This window comes from Streptomyces aquilus, assembly GCF_003955715.1.
GTDB lineage: Bacteria > Actinomycetota > Actinomycetes > Streptomycetales > Streptomycetaceae > Streptomyces > Streptomyces aquilus.
The window spans coordinates 8,053,412-8,072,229 of record NZ_CP034463.1 but is presented as its reverse complement, the minus strand read 5'-3'; the positions used below and the strand labels follow the sequence as shown (position 1 = coordinate 8,072,229).

General features: G+C 71.2%; 17 protein-coding genes. 7 read left to right on the top strand and 10 right to left on the bottom strand.

Annotation, left to right across the window (positions count from 1 at the left end; translation table 11 throughout):
* Positions 1-46: 46 nt before the first annotated feature.
* On the bottom strand, positions 47-466 hold the full coding sequence (locus EJC51_RS37015; RefSeq protein ID WP_126275042.1) for a (2Fe-2S) ferredoxin domain-containing protein: 420 nt from the start codon (positions 464-466) through the stop codon (positions 47-49).
* Between the two features lie 191 nt (positions 467-657).
* On the opposite strand from EJC51_RS37015, the gene EJC51_RS37010 reads away from it, so the two are divergent.
* Positions 658-2,100, top strand: coding sequence for a family 43 glycosylhydrolase (locus EJC51_RS37010; RefSeq protein WP_244363015.1), 1,443 nt, complete (start codon positions 658-660; stop codon positions 2,098-2,100).
* A gap of 86 nt (positions 2,101-2,186) precedes the next feature.
* A complete protein-coding gene (locus tag EJC51_RS37005; RefSeq protein ID WP_207924836.1) occupies positions 2,187-2,954 on the top strand; it encodes a polysaccharide deacetylase family protein in 768 nt (255 codons plus the stop codon).
* Positions 2,955-2,982: 28 nt separating this feature from the next.
* Here EJC51_RS37005 and EJC51_RS37000 read toward each other — a convergent pair whose 3' ends face one another.
* Positions 2,983-3,996, bottom strand: a complete 1,014-nt coding sequence (locus tag EJC51_RS37000) for a DUF2278 family protein (protein WP_126275040.1) — start codon at positions 3,994-3,996, stop codon at positions 2,983-2,985.
* A 185-nt stretch (positions 3,997-4,181) separates the two neighbouring features.
* Between EJC51_RS37000 and EJC51_RS36995 the strand changes: the two genes are divergently transcribed.
* Entirely contained in the window at positions 4,182-4,622 is a 441-nt protein-coding gene (locus tag EJC51_RS36995; protein ID WP_126275039.1) for an SRPBCC family protein, read from the top strand.
* Between the two features lie 62 nt (positions 4,623-4,684).
* Here EJC51_RS36995 and EJC51_RS36990 read toward each other — a convergent pair whose 3' ends face one another.
* From EJC51_RS36990 to EJC51_RS36970, 5 genes are all read right to left on the bottom strand, one after another.
* Complete coding sequence (locus EJC51_RS36990) at positions 4,685-5,839, bottom strand: XdhC family protein (protein ID WP_126275038.1); 1,155 nt, start codon at positions 5,837-5,839, stop codon at positions 4,685-4,687.
* Positions 5,840-5,878: 39 nt separating this feature from the next.
* Complete coding sequence (locus EJC51_RS36985; RefSeq protein WP_126275037.1) at positions 5,879-7,336, bottom strand: NCS2 family permease; 1,458 nt, start codon at positions 7,334-7,336, stop codon at positions 5,879-5,881.
* 239 nt (positions 7,337-7,575) lie between these two features.
* Entirely contained in the window at positions 7,576-9,960 is a 2,385-nt protein-coding gene (locus EJC51_RS36980; RefSeq protein ID WP_126275036.1) for a xanthine dehydrogenase family protein molybdopterin-binding subunit, read from the bottom strand.
* A gap of 2 nt (positions 9,961-9,962) precedes the next feature.
* The gene (locus EJC51_RS36975; RefSeq protein WP_126275035.1) at positions 9,963-10,532 is read right to left on the bottom strand and encodes a (2Fe-2S)-binding protein; all 570 of its coding nucleotides are present in this window, start codon (positions 10,530-10,532) and stop codon (positions 9,963-9,965) included.
* A complete protein-coding gene (locus EJC51_RS36970; RefSeq protein ID WP_126275034.1) occupies positions 10,532-11,422 on the bottom strand; it encodes an FAD binding domain-containing protein in 891 nt (296 codons plus the stop codon). The genes EJC51_RS36975 and EJC51_RS36970 overlap by 1 nt, the downstream gene beginning before the upstream one ends.
* Before the next feature lie 366 nt (positions 11,423-11,788).
* On the opposite strand from EJC51_RS36970, the gene EJC51_RS36965 reads away from it, so the two are divergent.
* Both EJC51_RS36965 and EJC51_RS49270 read left to right on the top strand, forming a co-directional pair.
* Positions 11,789-13,462 carry a PucR family transcriptional regulator gene (locus EJC51_RS36965; protein WP_126275033.1) on the top strand — a complete coding sequence of 558 codons (1,674 nt, stop codon included), beginning with the start codon at positions 11,789-11,791 and terminating at the stop codon, positions 13,460-13,462.
* Positions 13,463-13,589: 127 nt separating this feature from the next.
* Entirely contained in the window at positions 13,590-14,363 is a 774-nt protein-coding gene (locus tag EJC51_RS49270; protein ID WP_126275032.1) for a hypothetical protein, read from the top strand.
* A 4-nt stretch (positions 14,364-14,367) separates the two neighbouring features.
* Here the strand turns inward: EJC51_RS49270 and EJC51_RS36955 are convergent, their stop codons facing one another.
* Together EJC51_RS36955 and EJC51_RS36950 are read right to left on the bottom strand one after the other, a co-directional pair.
* Positions 14,368-14,661: a hypothetical protein gene (locus EJC51_RS36955; RefSeq protein ID WP_126275031.1), complete on the bottom strand. Its 294-nt coding sequence runs from the start codon at positions 14,659-14,661 to the stop codon at positions 14,368-14,370.
* 125 nt (positions 14,662-14,786) lie between these two features.
* Entirely contained in the window at positions 14,787-15,698 is a 912-nt protein-coding gene (locus tag EJC51_RS36950) for a GntR family transcriptional regulator (protein WP_244363007.1), read from the bottom strand.
* A gap of 182 nt (positions 15,699-15,880) precedes the next feature.
* On the opposite strand from EJC51_RS36950, the gene EJC51_RS36945 reads away from it, so the two are divergent.
* The gene (locus EJC51_RS36945; RefSeq protein WP_126275029.1) at positions 15,881-16,726 is read left to right on the top strand and encodes a (2Fe-2S)-binding protein; all 846 of its coding nucleotides are present in this window, start codon (positions 15,881-15,883) and stop codon (positions 16,724-16,726) included.
* Between the two features lie 303 nt (positions 16,727-17,029).
* Complete coding sequence (locus EJC51_RS36940; protein ID WP_126275028.1) at positions 17,030-18,073, top strand: DUF2637 domain-containing protein; 1,044 nt, start codon at positions 17,030-17,032, stop codon at positions 18,071-18,073.
* Positions 18,074-18,138: 65 nt separating this feature from the next.
* On the opposite strand, the gene EJC51_RS36935 is transcribed toward EJC51_RS36940, so the two are convergent.
* Positions 18,139-18,546, bottom strand: coding sequence for an ATP-binding protein (locus EJC51_RS36935; protein ID WP_244363004.1), 408 nt, complete (start codon positions 18,544-18,546; stop codon positions 18,139-18,141).
* Between the last annotated feature and the right edge of the window lie 272 nt (positions 18,547-18,818).

Here is an 18,818-nt window from a genome sequence, read left to right as displayed (position 1 = left end):
TGGGACGGGCGGGGTCGCCCCTGGATTTCCGCCGGGGGCCGCGCGTTCAGCGGCGGGAGCGGCGCGGCTCCGGGCGGGGCGGGTTGATGAACTGGAGGGTGAGGGTGGCCGGGGGGTCGGCCAGGCCGGGGCCGCCGGCCGCCACCCAGTCGAGGACGTCGTCCGTGCAGGCGTCGTCGCCGGACCAGCCGATCCAGGTCGCCCGGCCGCCGCGCCGCCGGCCCTCCCCCGAGGGCTGCACGACCAGGACGTTGGCCTGGTCGCAGGGGCCGAGGCAGTCGGTCGTACGGACCGCGAGCCGGCCCCCGGACTGAGCGGCGGCGGCCCGCAACCGGTCCAGCTGCCACTGGTGGTCGACCCCCGGGTGCTTGCGCGCGTCACCGCAGCAGCAGCCGCGGCACAGCACGAGGGTGCACGGCCGGGCACCGGCGGCCCCGAACACGACCCGGCTTGTCGGCACGCTCACGCCATCCCCTCCCGGTGACACATCTCCTTCCAAGATCGTACGTACCTGTACGGCGCACCCAGACCGCGCCCGTCACAACCGTTGACGGGGGCATGCCCCCTATCTATCTTCTGACCGGAATCACGAACTACGTTCGATATTACGGACAGGGACGGTCTCGTATGCCTCGGACTCACCTCAGGAGAACCCCCTTGAGACGCAACGCCGTTCGCCTGCTGCTGGCTCTACTCGTGGCGCTCACCGCGGCCCTGGGCACCGCCCCCGCCCAGGCCGCCGTGCCGGACTCCCCCGCGGTCACCTACACCAACCCGATCGCCGAGAAGCGGGCCGACCCGCACATCTTCAAACACACCGACGGTTACTACTACTTCACCGCGACCGTCCCCGAGTACGACCGCATCGTGCTGCGCCGGGCCACCACCATCCAGGGCCTGTCCACGGCCAACGAGGTGACCATCTGGACCAAGCACAGCAGCGGCGTGATGGGCGCGCACATCTGGGCGCCGGAGATCCACTACATCGACGGCAAGTGGTACGTGTACTTCGCCGCCGGCTCCACCAGTGACGTGTGGGCGATCCGCATGTACGTCCTGGAAGGCACCGGCGCCAACCCCCTGACGGCGGCCTGGACCGAGAAGGGCCAGATCACCACCACGTGGGAGAGCTTCTCGCTGGACGCGACGACGTTCGTCGTCAACGGCGTGCGGTATCTGGCGTGGGCGCAGCGCAACCCGGCGGAGAACAACAACACCAGCCTGTTCCTCGCGAAGATGGCCAACCCCTGGACCATCAGCGGGACTCCGGCCGAGCTGTCGCAGCCGACGCTGTCGTGGGAGACGGTCGGTTACAAGGTCAACGAGGGCCCGGCGGTGATCCAGCACGGCGGCAAGGTCTTCATGACGTACTCCGCCTCGGCGACCGACGCCAACTACTGCCTGGGGATGCTGACCGCGTCGGCGACGGCCGACCTGACCAACCCGACGTCCTGGACGAAGAGTTCGGCACCGGTGTTCCAGAGCAACGCCTCGACCTCGCAGTACGGCCCGGGCCACAACTCCTTCACCACGTCCGAGGACGGCAGGTCGGACATCCTCGTCTACCACGACCGCGGCTACAAGGACATCAGCGGCGACCCGCTGAACGACCCCAACCGCCGCACCCGGGTGCAGAAGGTCTACTGGAGGGCGGACGGCACCCCGGACTTCGGCATCCCCGTCGCCGACGGCGTCACGCCGCAGCGCTTCTCCTCGTACAACTTCGCGGACCGGTTCATCCGCCACTGGGAGTACCGGGCGAAGATCGAGGCGAACGTCTCGCCGCTCGCCGACTCGCAGTTCCGGGTCGTCACCGGCCTCTCGGGCACCGGCACGGTCTCGCTGGAGTCGGCCAACTTCCCCGGCTACTACCTGCGGCACAAGAACTACGAGGTGTGGGTGGAGAAGAACGACGGCACGTCGGCCTTCGCCTCCGACGCGAGCTTCTACCAGCGGTCCGGGCTGGCGGACCCGGCGGGGATCTCGTACGAGGCGTACAACCGCGCGGGCCGGTACGTCCGGCACTACGACTACCTGCTCTACGTGCAGACACCGGCCACGGCGACGGACCGGGCGGATGCCACGTTCTACGCGCAGTAGCCGGTCCGCGGGCATGACCGCATCGACTATAAACCGCGAGTATAATCGCTGTGTATAGTCCCAGCATGCCACTTCTCACCAACCAGATGCACAAAACGGGGAACAGGTTCCGAGCGGCGCTGATGTCGGCGGCGGCAGCGTGTCTCGCGCTGTCGCTGACCGGCTGTGCGAAGGTCGACACGACCGCGCCCAGCGCCGCCCGGGCCGAAGGTGCGTCGGCCACCGCACAGGCCCGCTTCGGGACCGTCGACTGCCGTCACACCAAGTGCATCGCGCTCACCTTCGACGCCGGCCCCAGCGAGCACTCCGCCCGGCTCCTCGACATCCTCAAGGAGAAGCAGGTCCCGGCGACCTTCTTCCTCCTCGGCAAGCGGCACATCGAGAAGTACCCGGAGCTCGTCAAGCGCATGGCGGACGAGGGCCACGAGGTGGCCAGCCACACCTGGGACCACAAGATCCTGACGCGGTTGAAGCCGGACCAGATACGCGAGGAGCTTCAGCGCCCGAACGACGAGATCGAGCGCCTCACCGGCAGGAGACCCACGCTGATGCGCCCGCCGCAGGGCCGCACGGACACCGACGTCCACGACATCTGCAAGGAGCTGGGCCTCTCGGAGGTGCTGTGGACGGTCACCGCCAAGGACTACACGACGACCGACTCGGCCCTCATCCAGAAGCGTGTCCTCGCGCAGGCGTCCCGGGACGGGATCATCCTGCTGCACGACCTCTACGACGGGACGGTCCCGGCCGTGCCCGGGATCATCGACGCCCTCAAGGCACGGGGGTACGTGTTCGTGACGGTGCCGCAGCTGCTGGCGCCGGGGAAGGCGGAGCCGGGGAAGGTGTACCGCTGACGCCGGTCACCAGGTGAGGTGGAGGGGGTCAGAACACCACGGACCAGCCTTCCCGGGCGGCCTGTTCCTTGGTGTACGAGACGCCGTCGACCTTGAGCCCCTTGACGTCGAAGAGGGTGATCTCGCCGCCGTGGTTGCCGAGTTGGGCGCCGCCCTCGCCGAGCGGGACGAGGAGGCAGGCACCGGCGGCGAGCGTCCCGGCGGGCACCGGGGACTTCTGCCCCAGCCGGTCGCCGATGCGCCACCCGGTGAGGTCGACGGGGTCGGGCGAGGCGTTGAGCAGCGTGACCGTCTCGGACTCGGGGGACGGACCGGGCGGGTTGACGAGCGCGGCGACGATCCGCACGGGCAGGGTGCCGGGCTCCGGCCGGTTGCCGTCCACGTCGCCGAGGGCGTGCCCGGTGGCGTCGTCGGTGTGCCAGGACTGGCTCTGGAAGGCGAGGAAGATGCCGACCCAGCGGTCAAGGCCGGGGAAGTGGATCAGGACTCCCCCGTCCTGCCACACCCCGTCGTCAGTGCGGAAGCGGCCGCTGTTGCCCTGGTTCATGTGGATGTCGTGGATGCCGTTGCCCGGCAGGAAGCCGAACACCTTGTCCTTGACGCCGGGTTCGGGCCCGAAGCGCTCACCGAACAGATACACCCGGGCCTCGGGGTCGGCGACGGCCCGCCGTACGTAGTGGTCGAGGATGTCGGCGAGGTCGTTGCCGTCGCCGGGGAGGTCCGGGGGCAGGGTGCGCATCTTCGCCGGGTCGAAGAGGTTGCCGCGCACGAAGTCGAGGTTGGGCCCGCCGGGTCCGGGCGGCAGGGTGTTCCACCCACTGGCCAGCCCCGCGAGCCGGGCGGTGACGGGGTGCCGGAAGTCCTCGTCGACGAGGTAGAGCAGCTCGGAGGGACGCTCCTGGGACAGCACGTTGACGGCGGCGCGGTAGTGGACGCCTTGATCGTCGGTGAGATGGATCTGGTAGTGCGGGGTGTCGGTGGCGCCCTCGCGCCGGGTGTCGACAGCCCGGGTGATCAGTACGCCGTAGGCCTTCAGTGGCATGGCGATCAACTCCCCCTGTTGACGGGCGGAATGCCCGTCCGTGGGGGAAATCGTAGAGCGCGTGCGCGCCACCGGGTGGCGCGTTCCGGTCGGCGTACGCCGGTCGGCCGACCGGCGAGTGCACCAACCCTCTGAGCCGGATATGAATACGCCGCTGAACTGCCACGATTCCTTAAGATCGTTGCGTGGTCACCTTCCTCATCGAACGCACGGCACCGCTCCCGCGAGCCGAGACCTGGCGCCGCCTCACGGAGTGGTCCCGCCATGGGGACGTGGTGCCCCTGACCCGGGTCACCGTGGAGACGCCGGGGCCGACGGGCGTGGGCACGGTGTTCGTGGCGCGTACGGGAGTCGGGCCGCTGGCCTTCGACGACCGTATGGAGGTCACGGTGTGGCGTCCGCCGGCCGAAGAGGCCGCCGGGTTCTGCCGACTGGAGAAGCGGGGGCGGGTCGTCACCGGGTGGGCGGAGATCGAGGTGGCGGTGGGGCCGGGCGGGCGCAGCCGGGTGGTGTGGCGGGAGGAGTTGGGGTTCCGGTTTCTGCCGGGGGTGGTTGATCCGGTGACGCGGCGGGTGGCTCGGTATGTGTTCGGGCGGGCGGTGAATCGGCTGCTCAGGAAGGCCTGACGGCGCGCCCCTGCGGGCCATCGGCCGCGTCCGCATGATCCCCTGACGCGGGCCGTAGGCCCTCAGGCCACCGACCCGATCCGCCCGGCCGGCGGTGACGACGTCACGTCATGGTGGATCGGCGTATGCGCCCCCGTCAGTGAAACCCCGCTCCCCCCACGCCGGTTCGCCACGATCTCCGCCCCGATCGACAACGCCGTCTCCTCCGGCGTCCGCGCCCCGAGGTCCAGGCCGATCGGGGAGCGCAGCCGGGCCAGCTCCAGTTCCGTCACGCCGACTTCGCGCAGGCGTTCGTTGCGGTCCAGGTGGGTTCGGCGGGAGCCCATCGCGCCGACGTAGGCGACCGGCAGGCGCAGGGCCAGTTGGAGCAGGGGTATGTCGAACTTCGCGTCGTGGGTGAGGACGCACAGGACCGTGCGGGCGTCCACCGGCGTCCGCTCCAGGTACTTGTGCGGCCACTCCACCACGATCTCGTCCGCCTCCGGGAAGCGGGTCCTCGTCGCGAACACGGGGCGCGCGTCGCACACCGTGACGTGGTAGCCGAGGAACTTGCCGACCCGTACCAGCGCCGACGCGAAGTCGATCGCGCCGAAGACGATCATCCGGGGCGCCGGGACCGAGGACTCGATCAGGATCGTGAGCGGTGCTCCGCAACGCGAGCCCTGCTCCCCGATCTCCAGGGTGCCGGTGCGGCCGGCGTCCAGGAACGCGCCCGCCTCCGCCGCCACCGTGCGGTCCAGCTCGGGGTGGGCGCCGAAGCCGCCCTCGTACCCGCCCTCCGCACGGACCAGCAGCGCCCGTCCCAGCAGCTCCGCCGGGCCTGACACCACGCGAGCCAGTGCCGCCGCCTCGCCCCGCGCCGCGGCGGCCAGGCCTGCCGTGATCACCTCACGGACCGGGTCTCCCGCCCGTACCGGCGTCACCAGGATGTCGATGATGCCGCCGCAGGTCAGGCCGACCGCGAAGGCGTCGTCGTCGCTGTAGCCGAAGCGCTCCAGGACCGGCTCGCCGTCCTCCAGCGCCTGTTGGCACAGCTCGTACACCGCGCCCTCCACGCAACCGCCGGAGACCGAGCCGATCGCCGTGCCGTCGGCGTCGACCGCGAGGGCCGCGCCGGGCTGGCGAGGGGCGCTGCCGCCGACGGCCACCACGGTGGCCACGGCGAAGTCGCGTCCCTGCTCGACCCACCGGTGCAGCTCTTCGGCGATGTCCAGCATCTCTCGGTCTCCTAACGGAAGGTGGGGAAAAGGGCGGCGCTAGTGGACGCCCATCCAGCTCTCAATGGGATTGAGGGCGAAATAGACGAAGAAGATCACTGTCAGGGCCCACATGAACGCCCCGATCTCCCGCGCCTTGCCCTGGGCGACCTTGATGGCGACGTACGAGATGACGCCCGCGGCCACGCCGGCCGTGATCGAGTAGGTGAACGGCATGATGACGACCGTGAGGAACACCGGGATCGCCGTCGCGCGGTCCGCCCAGTCCACGTGCCGCGCGTTCATCATCATCATCGCGCCGATGACCACCAGGGCCGCCGCCGCCACCTCGCCGGGCACGATCGCCGTCAGCGGGGTGAAGAACAGGCACGCCGCGAAGAACAAGCCCGTGACGACGGAGGAGAGGCCGGTGCGGGCGCCTTCGCCCACCCCCGTCGCCGACTCCACGAACACCGTCTGGCCCGAGGCTCCCGCCACGCCGCCGATCGCGCCGCCGGCGCCGTCGATGAACAGCGCCTTCGACAGGCCCGGCATCCGGCCCTGCTCGTCGGCCAGCTTGGCCTCCGTGCCGACGCCGATGATCGTCGCCATCGCGTCGAAGAAGCCCGCCAGGACCAGGGTGAAGACGATCATGCCGACCGTCATCGCGCCCACCTCGCCCCAGCCGCCGAACTCGACGTCGCCGAAGATCGAGAAGTCCGGCATCGAGACCGCGCTGCCGTGGAGTTCGGGAGCGCCGCTCGCCCACTGCCCGGGGTCGATGACGTCGAGGGCGTTCAGGACGACGGCGAGGACCGTGCCGCCGACGATGCCGATCAGGATGGCGCCGGGGACGCCCCGGGCCTGGAGCATGAAGATCGCGAGCAGGGTCGCGGCGAAGAGCAGGACCGGCCAGCCGGCCAGTTCGCCCGTCGGGCCCAGGGTCACCGGGGTCGCCTTGCCCTGGTGGACGAAGCCGGCCTTGTAGAAGCCGATCAGGGCGACGAACAGGCCGATGCCCATGGTGATCGCGTGCTTGAGGGCCAGCGGGATGGCGTTCATGATCATCTCGCGCAGGCCGGTGACGACCAGCAGCATGATGACGACGCCGTACATCACGCACATGCCCATGGCCTGCGGCCAGGTCATCTGCGGGGCGACCTGCGAGGACAGGACGCCGGAGACGGAGAGGCCGGCGGCGAGGGCGAGCGGCACCTTGCCGAAGAAACCCATCAGCAGCGTGGTGAAGGCCGCCGCGAACGCGGTCGCGGTGATGAGGGCCTTCTGGCCGAGCGTGTCCCCCGCCGCGTCCTTGCCGGACAGGATCAGGGGGTTGAGCAGGAGGATGTACGCCATCGCCATGAAGGTGGTGACGCCGCCGCGCACCTCACGCGCGACCGTCGATCCTCGCCGGGATATGTGAAAGTACCGGTCGAGCCAGGACCGTCCGGCCGGGACGCGGGTGCCTTCTCCCGCGTCGTCGGCAACGGTCTGCGGCTCCAGTGACTGCTGGGTCATGTGGGCCTACTCCCAAGGTTCACAGGGGCCCCCGCCAACCGCCTCTGCGGCTGCGGGATTTGGGAAGGTGCTTCGGCCGCACGACCCGGGGGACGGCCCGAGACGAACGAACAGGGGTACTACGGGTCACGCTGGGGTCATGCTTCAAGTGCCGCGAGCGGTGCGGGACTTGGTGCTCCGGGCGGCGCGGTGGAGGTTGTGACGTTCCCTGCGCCGCCCGGAGAGCTTCAACTGGCCGCCTACGCCGTGCCGGTGAGGTGTTCCGGGCGGACCGGCGTGCGGTTGAGCTCCAGCCCGGTCGCGTTCCGGATCGCCGCGAGGACGGCCGGGGTCGACGACAGGGTGGGGGCCTCGCCGATGCCACGGAGCCCGTACGGGGCGTGGTCGTCGGCGAGTTCGAGCACGTCGACGGGGATGGTCGGCGTGTCGAGGATGGTGGGGATCAGATAGTCCGTGAAGGAGGGGTTCCTGACCTTGGCCGTATTGGGGTCGACGATGATCTCTTCCATCACCGCGACACCGAGGCCCTGGGTGGTGCCGCCCTGGATCTGGCCGACGACCGACAGCGGGTTGAGCGCCTTGCCGACGTCCTGGGCGCAGGCCAGCTCGATGACCTTGACCAGGCCGAGCTCGGTGTCCACCTCGACGACCGCGCGGTGCGCGGCGAAGGAGTACTGGACGTGGCCGAAGCCCTGGCCGGTGCGGAGGTCGAAGGCCTCGGTCGGGCGGTGCCGCCACTCGGCCTCCACCTCGACGGTCTCGCCCTCCAGCACCTCGGCCAGGTCCGCGAGGACCTCGCCGCCGTCGGTGACGACCTTGCCGCCCTCCAGGAGGAGTTCGGCGGTGGCCCACGCCGGGTGGTACGAGCCGAACTTGCGGCGGCCGATCTCCAGGACCTTCTCGCGCACCAGCTCGCAGGAGTTCTTGACGGCGCCGCCGGTGACGTACGTCTGCCGGGAGGCCGAGGTCGAACCCGCCGAGCCCACCTGCGTGTCGGCCGGGTGGATGGTCACCTGTGCGACGCCCAGCTCGGTACGGGCGATCTGCGCGTGGACGGTGACGCCGCCCTGGCCGACCTCCGCCATCGCGGTGTGCACGATGGCCACCGGCTCACCGCCGACGACCTCCATGCGGACCTTGGCGGTGGAGTAGTCGTCGAAGCCCTCGGAGAAGCCGACGTTCTTGATGCCGACCGCGTAGCCGATGCCGCGGACGACGCCCTCGCCGTGCGTGGTGTTGGACAGACCGCCGGGCAGCTGTCGTACGTCCGCGCCCTCGCTGGACTCCCACTGGCGCTCCGGAGGGAGCGGCATCGCCTTGACGCGGCGCAGGAGTTCGGCGACCGGGGCCGGCGAGTCGACGGGCTGGCCGGTCGGCATGATCGTGCCCTGTTCCATCGCGTTGAGCTGACGGAACGCGACCCGATCCATGCCCACCCGGTCGGCGAGCTTGTCCATCTGGGCCTCGTAGGCGAAGCACGCCTGGACCGCGCCGAAGCCGCGCATGGCGCCGCAGGGCGGGTTGTTGGTGTAGAGGGCGATGGCCTCGATGTCGACGTCGTCGACCACGTACGGGCCGATCGAGAGGGAGGAGGCATTGCCGACGACCGCCGGGGAGGCGGAGGCGTAGGCGCCGCCGTCCAGGACGATCCGGCACTTGACGTGCGTCAACTTGCCCTCGGCGGTGGCCCCGTGCTCGTAGTAGAGCTTCGCCGGGTGGCGGTGGACGTGGCCGAAGAAGGACTCGAAGCGGTTGTAGACGATCTTGACCGGCTTGCCCGTGCGCAGTGCCAGCAGGCAGGCGTGGATCTGCATCGAGATGTCCTCGCGGCCGCCGAAGGCACCGCCGACGCCGGACAGCGTCATACGGACCTTGCTCTCGGGCAGGCCGAGGACCGGGGCGATCTGCTTGAGGTCGCTGTGCAGCCACTGGGTGGCGATGTAGAGGTGGACGCCGCCGTCCTCGTCCGGCACCGCGAGACCCGACTCGGGGCCGAGGAAGGCCTGGTCCTGCATGCCGAAGGTGTACTCGCCCTTGACGACGAAGTCGGCCTTCTTGGCGGCCTCTTCGGCGTTGCCGCGGATGATCGGCTGGCGGTGCACGATGTTGGGGTGCGGGACGTGGCCGATGTGGTGGTCGTCGCGGTTCTCGTGGACCAGGATCGCGTCCGGCGCGGTCGCGGAGGCCTCGTCGGTGATGACGGGCAGCTCGCGGTAGTCGACCTTGATCTTGGCGGCGGCGCGGCGCGCGGTCTCCGGGTGGTCGGCGGCGACGATCGCGACCGGCTCGCCGTGGTGGCGTACCTTGCCGTGCGCGAGGACGGGGGTGTCCTGGATCTCCAGGCCGTAGTTCTTCACGTCCGTGGGCAGGTCGTCGTACGTCATGACGGCGTAGACGCCCGGCATGGCGAGGGCCTCGGAGGTGTCGATCGAGACGATCTCGGCGTGCGCGACCGTGGAGCGCAGGATCTGGCCCCAGAGCATGTCCTCGTGCCACATGTCGGACGAGTACGCGAACTCGCCGGTGACCTTCAGGGTGCCGTCCGGGCGGAGCGTGGACTCGCCGATGCCGCCCTTGGTCTTGGAACCCTGGGTGATTTTGGTGGGAGCGCCGGTGGTGGGCATGCTCAGACCCCCTCGGACTGCCGGGCGGCCGCGAGGCGGACCGCGTCCATGATCTTCTCGTAGCCGGTGCAGCGGCACAGGTTGCCCGACAGCGCCTCGCGGATGTCCGCGTCGGTCGGGTTCGGGTTGCGCTCCAGCATCTCGTCGGCCGCGACCAGCAGACCGGGGGTGCAGAAGCCGCACTGCACGGCGCCGGCGTCGATGAACGCCTGCTGGATCGGGGAGAGTTCGGTGCCCTCGCCGGTTTGCGAGTCCTGGCCCTTGGCCGCCCACTGCTTGGCCTCGTCGAGCGAGGTTCCACAAGTGGACCCGCAGGCCCGCTGCTTGGCGAAGTCCGCGAGGCCCTCGACCGTGACCACGTCACGGCCCTCGACCTGACCGGCCGCGACCAGACACGAACACACCGGCACCCCGTCGAGGCGGACGGTGCAGGAGCCGCACTCGCCCTGCTCGCAGGCGTTCTTGGAGCCCGGCAGGCCGAGCCGCTCGCGCAGCACGTACAGAAGGGACTCGCCCTCCCAGACGTCGTCGGCCTCCTGCGGACGGCCGTTGACCGTGAAATTGACGCGCATTACGCGACTCCCTCCGTGCGGGCGGCGGTGCCGCGGTACGACTCCCAGGTCCAGGTCAGCGTGCGGCGGGCCATGATGCCGACCGCGTGGCGGCGGTAGCTCGCCGTGCCCCGGACGTCGTCGATCGGGTTGCAGGCGGCGGCGCACAGGTCCGCGAACTGCTTGGCGACCGACGGGGTGATGATCTTTCCGTTGTCCCAGAAGCCGCCCTCTTCGAGCGCCGCGTTCAGGAACTCCTCCGCGGCCTTCGCCCGGACCGGGGTGGGCGCCGCCGAGCCGATGCCGGTGCGGACCGTGCGGGTCTCGGGGTGCAGGGCCAGGCCGAAGGCGCAGACCGCGATGACCATGGCGTTGCGGGTGCCGACCTTCGAGTACTGCTGCGGGCCGTCGGCCTTCTTGATGTGGACCGCGCGGATCAGCTCGTCGGGCGCGAGCGCGTTGCGCTTCACGCCGGTGTAGAACTCGTCGATGGGGATCAGGCGCGAGCCGCGCACCGACTCGACCTCGACCTCGGCGCCGGCCGCGAGGAGCGCGGGGTGGGCGTCGCCGGCCGGGGAGGCGGTGCCGAGGTTGCCGCCGACGCCGCCGCGGTTGCGGATCTGCGGGGAGGCGACCGTGTGCGAGGCCAGGGCGAGGCCCGGCAGCTCGGCACGGAGGTGCTCCATGATCCGGGTGTACGGGACGGAGGCGCCGAGCCGCACCGAGTCCTGGCCGACCTCCCACTCCGTGAGGTCGGTGACGCGGTTCAGGTCGAGCAGGTACTCGGGCCGCCGGTGGTCGAAGTTGATCTCGACCATCACATCGGTGCCGCCCGCAATGGGGACAGCGGTGGGGTGCTCAGCCTTGGCGGCGAGCGCCTCCTCCCAGCTGGCGGGGCGAAGGAAGTCCATGACCGGCTCTCTTCTTCGTCTTGTGGGTGGTACGGATTGAGCCAGATCGTGTGCGGCGGGCCCGGCTCGTTCATGTGTTGTTCACGCGGAGTGGGGCCAGTACACAGCGCCGTGCTCCGACGGGGTCAGTCACGGAAACTCTGAAGGAGTTGGCTGGTCGGGGCGGTCATCTTGTAGATTCGTATGAACGGAGGCCCTCAGTAACCTCCATGTTTTCCTGTGGAAACGCGCGACACAACGGGCGTGACCTGGGACACAGCCCGAGGGGCGGTGAGCGGAGCTCATCGGGCCACCGGACAGGCGCCTCCCGCACAGGGGCCTCACAGTTCATCGTAGATTTCGAGACAAAGATCGGCGGCGACGAGAATGCGGCTGCGCGCACTGCTGGACACCGACGCGCTGGGCCTGCGGCTGCTCGGCGGCGAGGACGAGCTGGACCGCACCGTGCGCGGTGTGATGACCACGGACCTGCGGGACCCGAGCCGCTATCTGTCGGGCGGTGAGCTGGTGCTCACGGGGCTGGCGTGGCGGAGGGACGCCGCGGACTCCGACGCGTTCGTGCGGATCCTCGTGCAGGCCGGTGTGGCGGCGCTGGCGGCGGGCGAGGCGGAGCTCGGCGATGTGCCGGAGGACCTGGTGCTGGCCTGTGCGCGCAACCGGCTGCCGCTGTTCGCGGTGCACGAGTCGGTGGCGTTCGCGACGATCACCGAGCATGTCGTACGGCAGGTCAGCGGCGAGCGCGCCGGGGACCTGGCGGCCGTGGTCGACCGGCACCGCCGGATGATGACCTCGGGCCCGGCGGGCGGCGGCCCGGACGTGGTCCTGGACCTGCTGGGCTCCGACCTGGACCTGCGGGCCTGGGTGCTGTCGCCGACCGGACGGCTGATCGCGGGCTCCAAGACCACCGGCCCCGTGCTCCCCGCCGACGTGTGCGCGAAGCTCGCCGCGGAGCATCTGGCGGCCGCCCGCACGGGCCGGCGCGGACCGCACCGGCTGACGCTCGGCTCGACGACGTACTCCCTGTTCCCGGTCCGCAGCAGCGGCCGCTCCCCGCAGGCCTCGCGGGACGTGCGCGAGACGGTGCTGTCGGACTGGCTGCTGGCCGTCGAGGCGGACGCCGGGGACTGGCCCGAGGAGCGCCTGGACCTGCTCCAGGGAGTCACCCAGCTGATCGCGGTCGAGCGGGACCGCAGGGACGCGGCCCGCACGGTGCGGCGGCGGCTCGCCCAGGAGGTCCTGGAGCTGGTCCAGACGGGTGCCGCGCCCGCCGAGATCGCCGCACGCCTCAGAGTCGCCGCGCCCGTCCTGCTGCCCGGCCTCGGGGCGGCGCCGCACTGGCAGGTCGTGGTGGCCCGCGTCGAGTGGGACGGCGGGGACATCGAAAGCGGGGCCGTCGCCCAGTCGCTCCTTGAGGAGATCCTCGTCGACCCGCTGTCCACCGGCCCCGAGCCGTCCGACCGGATCGCCGTGGCCCACACCGGGGAGGAGGCCATCGCGCTCGTCCCGCTGCCCGCGGTGTCGACCGAGCACGACGGCTCCGAGACCGGCGTTCTCGCCGACGTGCTGCTGGAGTCCGTACGGGACCCGCTGGCCGCCGGTCTCGACGACGACGGGCGGGTCACGCTGGGCGTCAGCGCGGCCGTGCACTCGGCGGAGGGGCTGCGCGGCGCGTTGGAGGAGGCGCGGCACGCCCGCCGGGTGGCGGCGGCGCGGCCCGGCCGGGTGTGCGCGGCGGGCCACCAGGAGCTGGCCTCGCACGTCCTGCTGCTGCCCTTCGTCCCGGACGACGTCCGCCGGGCGTTCACGGCCCGCCTCCTGGACCCGCTGCGCGACTACGACCGCCGGCACCGCGCGGAGCTGATCCCGACCCTGGAGGCGTTCCTCGACTGCGACGGCTCCTGGACCCGCTGCGCCACCCGGCTCCACCTGCACGTCAACACGCTGCGCTACCGGGTGGGGCGAATCGAGCAGTTGACGAGCCGTGACCTTTCCCGGCTGGAGGACAAGCTGGATTTCTTCCTGGCGCTGCGGATGAGCTGAAACCTCGGGCGTCCGGGTATCCCACGACTTTGTGAAATCCTTCACCCACCCTCTTGGCCGGGCCACGGGATTCGTGCTGAGATGCGGCCACCACTCAACAGCTCAATGGTGTGCCGGGGAGGGCGAGGTGGCGTATACCGCCATGTCTGGTAACGGAACGACCCCTGACGATCCACTCCAGACCGCGGTATGGCGGCTGCGCTCACGCGCCTGCTGGGCCGACGCGGCAGCGCTGCTCCGACCGGAGAGGGCGGACGCGGCGTTGCAGCGGGCCGCGCTGCTGGTCGAGCGGTGTCTCTACACCGAGCAGGGCTGGGAGGAGGCCGAGGACGCGCTGCGCACGGCCGAGGCGCTGGCCCACACCGACGACGAGCGGGGCGCCGCCGCTTGTGAAAGAGGGCAACTTGCGTACGCGGCCACGCTGCACCAGGTCCGCGACCGGGCCGACGAGGCGCGGGCCGCGCTCGGGCGGGCGGCGGCGCTGATCCCTCCGGGGGCGCCGGGACGGGCGCTGCTGGACTTCCGGCGCGGACTGCTCGCCGAGAACCTGGCCCGCTCACCGCAGGCCGCGCGGGCGGCGTACCGGCGGGCGCACGCGGGCGCGGTCGCCCACGCCGATCCGCTGCTGCTCTCCTTCACTTGGCGCCACCTCGCCGGACTGGCCCTGCGGGACGGGGAGTTGGCGGAGGCGCGGCACGGCTTCGCCGAATCCCTGCGGATCCGGGAGGAGTTGGGCTATCTCGTCGGAACGGCTCCCGCGCTGGCCTCGCTGGCGGACGCGGAGGTCGAGCCGGAGGCCTCGCGGTTGCGGGAGGAGGCACGGCGGCTGTTCCGGCTCCTGGGCGGCGTACCGACGTGGCTGTCACGGCAGTTGGCGCCACCGCCTGCGGCGACGGCCTGAGCCGCTAGCTGTTGCGGATGTGGTCCACCAGCTTCTGGACCTCGTTGAGGGCGGTGTCGCGGAGTCCCGGGTCGCGGGCGAAGACCACGACCACGACGATCACCACGAGGAGTGGGACGAGGCCTCCGCCGCGGCCGCCGCGGTGGGGCATCGGGGTGTGCATCGGCGGGCGGTGGTAGCCGTGCCGGACGTGCTGCTCGTGCGCCTGCCGGTGGGAGTTCACGGCTTGTTGATGTGCCTGCTGGGCCTGCTGACTGGCCTGTTGCGCCTGCTGCTGGGCCATGAAGGACGGGTCCATGGGGTCACCTCCGCTGTCGGCACCAGGCGTGCCGTCGGGGGATGCCACGCGGGACGGGACGGGCGGGTTCCCGGCGTCGCGGACCGTTGCGCGGAGCCAACAGTTCCGTGACCGCCGTCACAAGCTCAGGACGCTCCCCCGAAGTGCTCCGCCACCAGTGACCGCACCACGTCGAGGTCCCCGGCGATGAACGCGTCCAGCAGTGCGGTGTGTTCGGCCGCGTCCGCCACCAGTTCCGCGCGGCCGCGGGAGGTGGGCGTGCCGGTCAGGGGCCACTGGGCGCGGCGGTGGAGGTCGTCGGCGATCTGGACCAGCTGCGCGTTGCCGGCGAGGGCGAGGACCGCGCGGTGGAAGGCGCGGTCCGACTCGGCGTACGTCGCCCGGCATCCCGTCGACGCCGCCCGTACCGTGGCCTCGGCGACCGGCCGCAGCTCCGCCCAGCGCTCGGCCGGCACCGTACGGGCCAGCCGCAGCATCACCGGCACCTCCACCAGGGCGCGGATCTCGGCGAGTTCGGCGAGCTCCCGCGCCCCCCGCTCCACGACCCGGAAGCCCCGGTTGGGCACGACCTCGACGGCGCCCTCCAGCGCGAGTTGCTGCATCGCCTCACGGACGGGCGTCGCGGAGACTCCGAAGCGCTCGCCGAGGACGGGCGCCGAATAGACCTCGCCGGGGGCCAGTTCGCCGGTCACGAGCGCGGTGCGCAGCGCGTCCAGGATCTGCCCGCGCACGGAGGCGCGCTGGACGACGGGCCGGGCGCCATGCCCGGCAGGCGATGTCGGCGAGGGCTGTTCGGCGGGCAGGACCCGCGGCGTCGGCATCGGCTGCTCGGCGGGCGGGCGTCCGCCTCGGGCCTTCGGTACGGGGTCGGCGGCGCGGGTGCGCTCGACCTGGGGCTCCGGCAGCCCGCCCTGGGGACGCGGCCGCCTGCCTCGGGCGGCGTCCACATCCGCCGCCCGCACCTGCGGCGGCACCCGCACCGGACCGGCGATCCCGGTGTTCTCCGTCCCGGTGGAGCCCTGTGTGCCCTGATTCACAAGGAGCCTCCTCCGGACGTGTCGGTACTTGGGGTCATTACGGCGGGTTGTTACTCGCCCGTCAAGCACCATAGGCGCAGAAGCCGACGGTTCAAAGCGTGACAACCATGGGTAAGGTGAGGCTTACCTTCAGAACACCTGTGCAACACAGTCGCACAACTGTCTTGGATTGGTGGCCCCGCATGACCGCTCCCGCCTCGGCCCTCACGGACGCCTACCACCGTCTGACCGAGGCCTTTCCGGGCATGACGGTGCGAGAGCTGGGGCCCGGGGAGGCAGCACCGCGGGGCGACGGCTGGGTCGGCGCCGACGCGCTCGCGGCGGGCGGGGCCGGACTGGACGCCTTTCTGATGTGGGACGACGCACAGGTGCGACGCGATCACGGGCGGCCCGGCCGGCCGGACGTCATCGCGAGCTTCGGACTGCACCGGTACGCGTGGCCCGCCTGCCTGCTGATCACGCTGCCCTGGTTCCTGCACCGCCGGGTGCCCCGCTTCCCCGTGGCGCAGGTGTCGTACGACCGCACCCGGGGCCCGATGGACTTCGCCGTGCGGACCGGCGCCTTCGCCTGTCTGCCGGGCGATCCGGCCGCGGCGCTGCCCGGCGCCCGGGTGGTCCCGGACGAGGAGGCGCTGCGCGCCGAGGTGCGGGAGGCCGTCGCCGAGCACATGGAGCCGCTGCTCGCCGGATTCGGGCCGCGGATGCGGCGGCGCGGGCGGGCGCTGTGGGGCATGGTGACCGACGAGGTGGTGGAGGGGCTCTGGTACGTCGCCGGGCTGTTCGGCGAGCACGAGCAGCGGCGGGCCGAGCGCGAGCTGGAGCTGCTGCTGCCGGGCACGACCAAGCCGTACGTCGGCACCGCGGCCTTCCGCGAGTTGACCGGCCCGGCCGGTGAGGCGCTGCCCACCAGGGACCGGGTCAGCTGCTGCATGTACTACACGCTCGCGCCGCAGGACACCTGCGCCACCTGCCCGCGCACCTGCGACACCGATCGGGTCGTCAAGCTGCTGGCGGAAGCCGCCAGTTGACACCCCCCGGGGGACGGCCGCGCCGGCCGGTCCCGTAAGATCACCGGCGAACAGGACTCCCAGCGGGTTACAGGCGATTCACAATTTCCTCACCTGCCGCAGGAACTTTCCGTGGAACCACCCGTACGGGTAGTCTTATTCGAACTCAACTCCCGCCCCTCATGCGGCAGTTCGAGCAGAACGCCGCCCTGGGCAATCCCTTGCACCTCCTTGGCGGCCTCTTGCCCCGAAACCCCCTGAGGGCCGGTGGGATTGGGCCACTATGGCGGGCGTTACGCCCTATCCCAATGCAAGGGACCCCAGATGAGACTGACCGACATATCGCTGAACTGGCTGCTTCCGGGCGCCGTACTGCTCCTGGGCATGGTCGCGGCGATGGCGGTGCTGGCGCGGAGCAAGCGGTCCGGCGGGGAGCACGCGAAGGACGACTCCTGGGAGCGCAGCGAGGAGCGCCGGCGGCGCAAGGAGGCCATATACGGCACCGCCTCCTATGTCCTGCTGTTCTGCTGTGCGGCGGTCGCCGCCGCCCTCTCCTTCCACGGCCTGGTCGGCTTCGGCCAGCAGAACCTGAACCTATCCGGCGGCTGGGAGTACCTGGTCCCGTTCGGCCTGGACGGCGCGGCGATGTTCTGCTCGGTGCTCGCGGTGCGCGAGGCCAGCCACGGTGACGCGGCGCTCGGCTCCCGGATACTCGTGTGGACGTTCGCGGGTGCCGCGGCGTGGTTCAACTGGGTGCACGCGCCCAGGGGCTTCGGCCACGACGGCGCGCCGCAGTTCTTCTCCGGCATGTCCCTGTCGGCCGCCGTCCTGTTCGACCGCGCGCTGAAGCAGACGCGCCGGGCGGCACTGCGCGAGCAGGGTCTGGTGCCCCGTCCGCTGCCGCAGATCCGTGTGGTCCGCTGGCTGCGGGCGCCGCGTGAGACGTACAAGGCCTGGTCGCTGATGCTGCTGGAGAACGTGCGCAGCCTCGACGAGGCGGTGGACGAGGTCCGCGAGGACAAGCGGCAGAAGGAGGAGAACCGGCTGCGCCGCCGCGAGGCGGACCGTCTGGAGCGCGCCCAGCTCAAGGCGATCAGCCGGGGTCACCGCGGGTTCATCGGCCGCGGTGGCGGCCGGCAGGTGGAGGCTCTGGAGCGGGGCGGCGGCGATGACCGGGCCACCGCGGAGCCTGCCATAGCGACGACGCCGGAACCACTGCCCGTGCGCTCTCGTCCGTCCCTTCAGCCGGTCCGTCAAAGTACTGAGCCGATCACCGTCGACCTCACCGCGGAGGACGACACCATGGCCCTGCCGCGGCTCGACTCCCTGGAGCGCAAGCTCAAGGACCTTGAGCAGCAGTTCGGTTAAGTCCCCCAGGGGGACCACGCGAGGGGGGTACGGCCCGGTGGCCGTACCCCCCTCGCGTTCGTCCGTCACGCGGCGCCCGCGTCGAGCTCGAACCACACCGCCTTCCCCACGCCGTGCGCCCGTACGCCCCACGCGTCGGCGAGGGACTGCACGAGGAACAGGCCTCGGCCGTGCGTACCGTCGTCGGCGTTCGGTACGCGCAGTCTGGGTCTGCGGGCCACGAAGTCCCGTACCTCCACCCGCAGTCCACGGGGTCCGACGGTGGCCGTCAGGACCGCGTCGTGGTCGGTGTGGACGAGCGCGTTGGTGACGAGCTCGCTGGTGAGCAGTTCCGCTATCTCCGATCGTCCGGGCCTCCCCCACTGCCGTAACAATTCGCGCAGTTGCCGGCGTACTTCGGGCACCGCCCGCAGATCCGCCCGCCCGAGTCTGCGCCGTAGCGATACGGCCTGCGCCGGTTCGCCGGCGCTCATGGCCCTGTCCTCCACCGTCTCCGCCGAGAAGGCCCCGATCGCCGTGGGACCGCCTCCTCGTGCCTGCCTCTTCATGACCCCCGCCCGCGTGCCGATGTCGGTTCCCCTCCTGCTCGAACACGTTCACGGGGATCCATGCCCCGTCGTTCACGCCGCAGTCATGTCGAATCATCAACGACCAGGTGTTCAGCCATGGTTCTGGGGTGCCGGGCCGGGCGCGCGACCTCGCCCGCACCGCTCCTCGTGCGCCCTTCGAGGCGCTGTGGAGCGCG

What these genes read in the sequence shown, in the direction of transcription:
- EJC51_RS36955 (WP_126275031.1), bottom strand. Translation starts at nt 14,661, where the DNA reads ATGGACCCGTCCTTCATGGCCCAGCAGCAGGCGCAACAGGCCAGTCAG.
- EJC51_RS36975 (WP_126275035.1), bottom strand. Translation starts at nt 10,532, where the DNA reads ATGCGCGTCAATTTCACGGTCAACGGCCGTCCGCAGGAGGCCGACGAC.
- EJC51_RS36945 (WP_126275029.1), top strand. Translation starts at nt 15,881, where the DNA reads ATGACCGCTCCCGCCTCGGCCCTCACGGACGCCTACCACCGTCTGACC.
- EJC51_RS36965 (WP_126275033.1), top strand. Translation starts at nt 11,789, where the DNA reads ATGCGGCTGCGCGCACTGCTGGACACCGACGCGCTGGGCCTGCGGCTG.
- EJC51_RS36935 (WP_244363004.1), bottom strand. Translation starts at nt 18,546, where the DNA reads ATGAGCGCCGGCGAACCGGCGCAGGCCGTATCGCTACGGCGCAGACTC.
- EJC51_RS36985 (WP_126275037.1), bottom strand. Translation starts at nt 7,336, where the DNA reads ATGACCCAGCAGTCACTGGAGCCGCAGACCGTTGCCGACGACGCGGGA.
- EJC51_RS37005 (WP_207924836.1), top strand. Translation starts at nt 2,187, where the DNA reads ATGCACAAAACGGGGAACAGGTTCCGAGCGGCGCTGATGTCGGCGGCG.
- EJC51_RS36980 (WP_126275036.1), bottom strand. Translation starts at nt 9,960, where the DNA reads ATGCCCACCACCGGCGCTCCCACCAAAATCACCCAGGGTTCCAAGACC.
- EJC51_RS36970 (WP_126275034.1), bottom strand. Translation starts at nt 11,422, where the DNA reads ATGGACTTCCTTCGCCCCGCCAGCTGGGAGGAGGCGCTCGCCGCCAAG.
- EJC51_RS37000 (WP_126275040.1), bottom strand. Translation starts at nt 3,996, where the DNA reads ATGCCACTGAAGGCCTACGGCGTACTGATCACCCGGGCTGTCGACACC.
- EJC51_RS36940 (WP_126275028.1), top strand. Translation starts at nt 17,030, where the DNA reads ATGAGACTGACCGACATATCGCTGAACTGGCTGCTTCCGGGCGCCGTA.
- EJC51_RS36990 (WP_126275038.1), bottom strand. Translation starts at nt 5,839, where the DNA reads ATGCTGGACATCGCCGAAGAGCTGCACCGGTGGGTCGAGCAGGGACGC.